5 protein-coding genes and 1 pseudogene are annotated in these 4,421 nt (G+C 54.3%); 1 reads left to right on the top strand and 5 read right to left on the bottom strand.

All coding sequences use genetic code 11. From position 1 onward, the window contains the following. The 5 genes from AC1DWF_RS30500 to AC1DWF_RS30520 all read right to left on the bottom strand — a co-directional run. On the bottom strand, positions 1-313 hold a 313-nt coding region (locus AC1DWF_RS30500; RefSeq protein ID WP_476842452.1), incomplete at its 3' end, for an NAD-dependent epimerase/dehydratase family protein. Beyond that, positions 306-725 carry a GtrA family protein gene (locus tag AC1DWF_RS30505; RefSeq protein ID WP_476786766.1) on the bottom strand — a complete coding sequence of 140 codons (420 nt, stop codon included), beginning with the start codon at positions 723-725 and terminating at the stop codon, positions 306-308. The genes AC1DWF_RS30500 and AC1DWF_RS30505, both read right to left, overlap by 8 nt. 10 nt (positions 726-735) lie before the next feature. Continuing rightward, on the bottom strand, positions 736-1,488 hold the full coding sequence (locus tag AC1DWF_RS30510) for a class I SAM-dependent methyltransferase (RefSeq protein ID WP_476789629.1): 753 nt from the start codon (positions 1,486-1,488) through the stop codon (positions 736-738). Between the two features lie 143 nt (positions 1,489-1,631). Next, positions 1,632-2,657 carry a glycosyltransferase family 2 protein gene (locus AC1DWF_RS30515; RefSeq protein ID WP_476789630.1) on the bottom strand — a complete coding sequence of 342 codons (1,026 nt, stop codon included), beginning with the start codon at positions 2,655-2,657 and terminating at the stop codon, positions 1,632-1,634. 579 nt (positions 2,658-3,236) lie between these two features. After that, positions 3,237-3,431 (bottom strand): hypothetical protein, encoded by a 195-nt coding sequence (locus tag AC1DWF_RS30520; RefSeq protein ID WP_476786768.1) that lies wholly within the window; start codon positions 3,429-3,431, stop codon positions 3,237-3,239. Between the two features lie 325 nt (positions 3,432-3,756). Between AC1DWF_RS30520 and AC1DWF_RS30525 the strand changes: the two are divergent. Next, positions 3,757-3,858: pseudogene (locus AC1DWF_RS30525) on the top strand (transposase domain-containing protein); the annotation flags it as partial. Positions 3,859-4,421: the final 563 nt, after the last annotated feature.

A 4,421-nucleotide genomic window follows, 5' to 3' on the forward strand; every position in this document is an offset into this window, starting at 1 on the left:
CGTTGTAAGTCGCGATCGTATTTTGCTCGAGATCCTTACGGGGATGTTCAGTCCCGAACCTTACATCGGCATTAGCGGCCAGATGGAACACGGCGTCGCCACCTTTGAAGGCGGCAGTCAGCCCATCCAAATCCAGAAGATCCAACTCCAGCAGCTTGAAATTCTGGTGCTTCAGTGCACCGTCGAGAAAGCGGCGCTGTCCTGTGCTGAAATTGTCGACGCCAATGACGGCGTCTCCATTTGCCAGCAGGCGATCCACAAGATTGCTACCGATAAAGCCGGAGCAGCCCGTAACGACAAATGTGCTAACCACGTCCAATCCCATCCTGCTGGAACACCCAGAATTTTGTCATGCCGTAACCCAAAGCCACGGTGACAGCAACCGCAACCGCCACACCCGCATATGGTGACAGGCCGCACAGATCGACGATGATAAAAACGACAAGCATCGTTATTAGGTAGTTGATAAAAACAACGCAAAGGTACCGTGCAATCTGAGGTGCGAAATTTTTGCCATGGCTTGCAAAGGTAAAAAGCTTGTTGGCAGCAAAATGGAAGGCCGTAGAAACAAAGTATGAAGTGGTTACAGACAGATTTTTTGACAGATCCAAAAAATCAAACGTGATGAATAAAATAGAAAAATAGATCGCCGCAGTCAGTCCGCCAACTGTGAGATACTTTGTTATTTGCGCGCCGTGCTTAAGAAGCTTTATCGGGACTTTCATAGAAGCCAAGTCACGGAGTGGACGGATCAGGTTTTACAGCAGTCATAGTGACACGCACGCCGAAAGGGAGAGGGAGCCCTGACAGGTATTTCGACTCGGCCTTCATCAGGACAGACATCAGCCAGCTGTTTTTTGTTGATGCAGCTTGTTGCGCCACGACTTGCCGGTCAGGTGTTTTGCTTAAGAACCTGTCCTTCAGTTTCACTAACGCAAAAACCGGGTATATGAAGAAGCCGAGGTGCGACTTTCTAGTGACCCGAAAGCCTGCCGCCTCAAGCTTGCCTCTTAACTCGCCACTAGTATAGCGACGAAAATGGTTCAGCTGCACGTCGTAGGGGCCAAACAGTAAGGGACCGGCAGGCACCTCGACGATCAAAGCGCCTCCGGGCGTCAATAGTTCGTAAGCCTGCCGCATAGCGCGAGTGTCATCTCCAATATGCTCGAAAACGTTGAGCATCACGATGACATCAACAGACCGCGCCGGCAAAGGACATTGAAGCAGGTCAAAGCGAATGAGGGGTATACCCTTTAATTCACTTGCCAGCTTCAACAGGGGAGCTTTGACGACGTCAGCACCAATCAGAAAATTATCTGTCAAGCGACTACGAAGATCTTTCAACAAGAAGCCCGACGAGCAACCGATATCCATAATGACAGCACTAGGCTTGGCTGCATGTCGATGCACCTGATCTATCGCACACTTCCGAGAGGCCACGTCGATCGGATGTTGATCCCCTGCAGCTTCCTCATGAAGCTGCGTCAAGTCATCGGACCATCCCTCAAAATTCTCACTATACTCGAGGACGGGAACAGACTCCGAGCCGATGATAAAGCCGGCGCCGTCCCAAATTGGCTCAGATGTGTGTCCACGGGGAACCGGCAGCTTAAATGGAAACACAACGCACCTCAAAAATTGGCTTTCCGGTCCACGATATACATCGGGCGTCGCTTTACTTCATCATAAATGCGGCCGACATACTCCCCGATCAGCCCCAATCCAATGAGCTGCGTTCCGGAAAAGAAGCTGATGAAAAGGATGGTTGTGGACAGGCCCGGCGTAAGATTCACGCCAACGAGCTTCTGTAGCAGATACCACGCGCCCAGCAAGAAGCTGAGGCCAGCCAAGGCAAACCCTGCGAGCGACATCATGAAAAGTGGTCGGGAGCTAAAACTGACTAAGCCATTTAGCCCGATCTTCAGGGATCCGGTCAGTCGATTGTAGTTGCCCTTTCCGGCAAACCTCTCGTCACGGTCATATTCGATGAATCCCTGCTTAAACCCAACGTATGCAACGAGACCACGGAGGAACCCGTGGGTTTCGTTCAACTGGCGCAGTTCTTCAACAACACGCCGCGTCATGATCCTGAAATCGCCTGTGTTGCGCGGAATTTTGACGTCGCTCAGCTTATTGATCACCGTGTAGCCAAAATGGGATATCAGTCTCTTGAACCATGTCTCGCCACGACGGCTGCGGCGGGTGGCGTAAACCACTTCGAAGCCCTCCGAGAGCTTGCCATACATCTGCTCTAAAAGTTCCGGCTGATCCTGGAGATCCACGTCAATAACCGCACAAGTTTCGCCCGTACAGCTCAGAATACCAGCCATAGTTGCCGCTGGCTGGCCAAATCGGCGTGAAAACACCAAAAGCTTTATATTCGAGTTTCGGTTGATTTCTTCTAGAATCACTTCTTCCGTTCTATCCGGCGAGGGGTCCAGAGAGAAGATGATCTCGTAGGTCTTTCCCATATTCTGGAAGACGGCTTCGGCGCGGGCAAGGAAAGGACGAATGTTTTCTTCTTCTTTGTAGACAGGTACGACCAGCGATATATGCGGTGCCATCAACGCCCCCTTGGTGAAGTCGCCTGTTTGGCTCAACACTCCAGCAAAATCAAGCTGACGTGTATGCGCTGCATCGGACCGGTTGCTCAGCATGTGACGGACAGTCCGGATGAATAGGCAGACGCCAGATAATCCGGTCGGCGGCAGCACTGTTGCTCAGGGAGGGCGACAGAACCTTCTCCTGTCGGCACCACACCAGCACCTGGCGGATTGTCTGACGATTCGGCCAACTTGCGGAACACCAACGCGATTGTCTCCTGGACGCGTCGATCCGCAACCGAGAGTTCCATCTGGCTCATCGTGCCCTTCATGCCGAGCAGGAGCGGGTCGTTGGCCGAGTCGTAGACGCCATCCTCATCTACAATCAGCGTACCGACCTGACCGCAGAACTCCAGGAGCGTGTGCCAGTCGCTCCCATTGCGGGCCGGGCCTCTAGCGAGAACACCGCATCGACGCGGCCCTCGCAGATTGCCGCCAGAAGCTTCTCGAGCCGGGCCGCCGTGCGCCCGCACCCGAACGGCCATGGTCGTCGTCAATCACCTTGATGTCGGACCACCCCAACTGACGTGCCCGATCGGCCAAGCCATACTTGCGTCGATGGCTTTCAACGTTCTGTGCAACTTGGAAAGCGTCGGTTTTCGGACATAGGCGATGGCGTTCCGTACCAGATGATCAGCCGTGATTTTGGTCATCGCCCGCCTCCAACTGGTCCACTACGGCCGCCATCGCCTCCATCAGGAGTGCCTGCAGCTGCTCCACCGCTTTCGTCCGCTCCGCCGGCGCGAGCCTCATGACTAGCGGCGGCTCCTCGAACAGATCCTGTTGCGCATGCGTCCACTGCTTCGCCATCAGTGCCGTCTTGGGCAAACTCCTCCCCAAGGTTGCAGGCTAGGCCTGCGTCGAGGAACGCCCTAAGATCAAAAAGTCGGGCAACCGAAAGGCGCAGAACGTCAGCGATCTTGACCGATGCGACCGCTGGATCGACCAAACAGGCGGGAATCAGAAAGGATGGACCCTCGCCTGAGCGCAGGGTCAGATGCCGACTGCCGTTGTGGAACTGATCGCCAATCACGATCGCTGGCCGCAGGAACAGCGAGTGGAACGGATATGAGACCTCTATCTCGCGGCCCAGAATGCGGGCATCATAAGGTCGGGTCGAATGGCGGCTAAGCACTTGGGCGACCGTCGGGCCACCGTGAAGATGAACAACGTCGATCTATTCGCCTGGCTCACCCAGACGCTCGAGCGCATCGCCAACAGATGGCCCATCTCCAGCGTAGAGCAGTCATTCCCGGAACTACAAGGCCTGACCAACCTCAGCTACGCGCTTACGACTTGCCAACGACAACGTGAATTGTTAACGCTCGGTCGTTGCCCGCTGCCATATTCCGTTCGTCAGCCCGTCGTTCTCCGAGGCTGGCGCATGTGAACGGAGACGAGGTCTAAGCAAGAGGACGGATGAGACTTTCAAAGCATAGCTGTACCCGAGGAGCTGAGCTGGTTGGACGCAGATTGACCCCACAACTCTGCCTGCCGTTTCATGAGCGCCCTTGCGCCGCACCTTCCCCAGACTTTACTGCCAGTTGAATCGTCTTTGTCGCTTGAGTGCGTACGGGGAGGGGATTTGATATTTGGCATTCTATTGAAAGTATCACAGCATGTCCCAATCGCCCCGATTGATTTTTGACCTCACAACGTCATCGCGCTGGTCGGGACCTCCGTCAGGGATTGTGCGTACAGAGCGACAGCTCGCGATATTCGCAAAGGAGGTTGTCTCAACCTCAGTGGAGTATTCGATCTACGATCTGGAATCGAAATCATTCTTCGTATTGAAGCCTGATATCGTGAGGCGTATTC

The sequence above is a fragment of the Aminobacter sp. P4_D5 genome (genome assembly GCF_056401815.1).

Bases quoted from the DNA above. Each gene is read 5' to 3' on its own strand.
- AC1DWF_RS30505 (WP_476786766.1), bottom strand. From the start codon at position 725: ATGAAAGTCCCGATAAAGCTTCTTAAGCACGGCGCGCAAATAACAAAG.
- AC1DWF_RS30515 (WP_476789630.1), bottom strand. From the start codon at position 2,657: ATGCTGAGCAACCGGTCCGATGCAGCGCATACACGTCAGCTTGATTTT.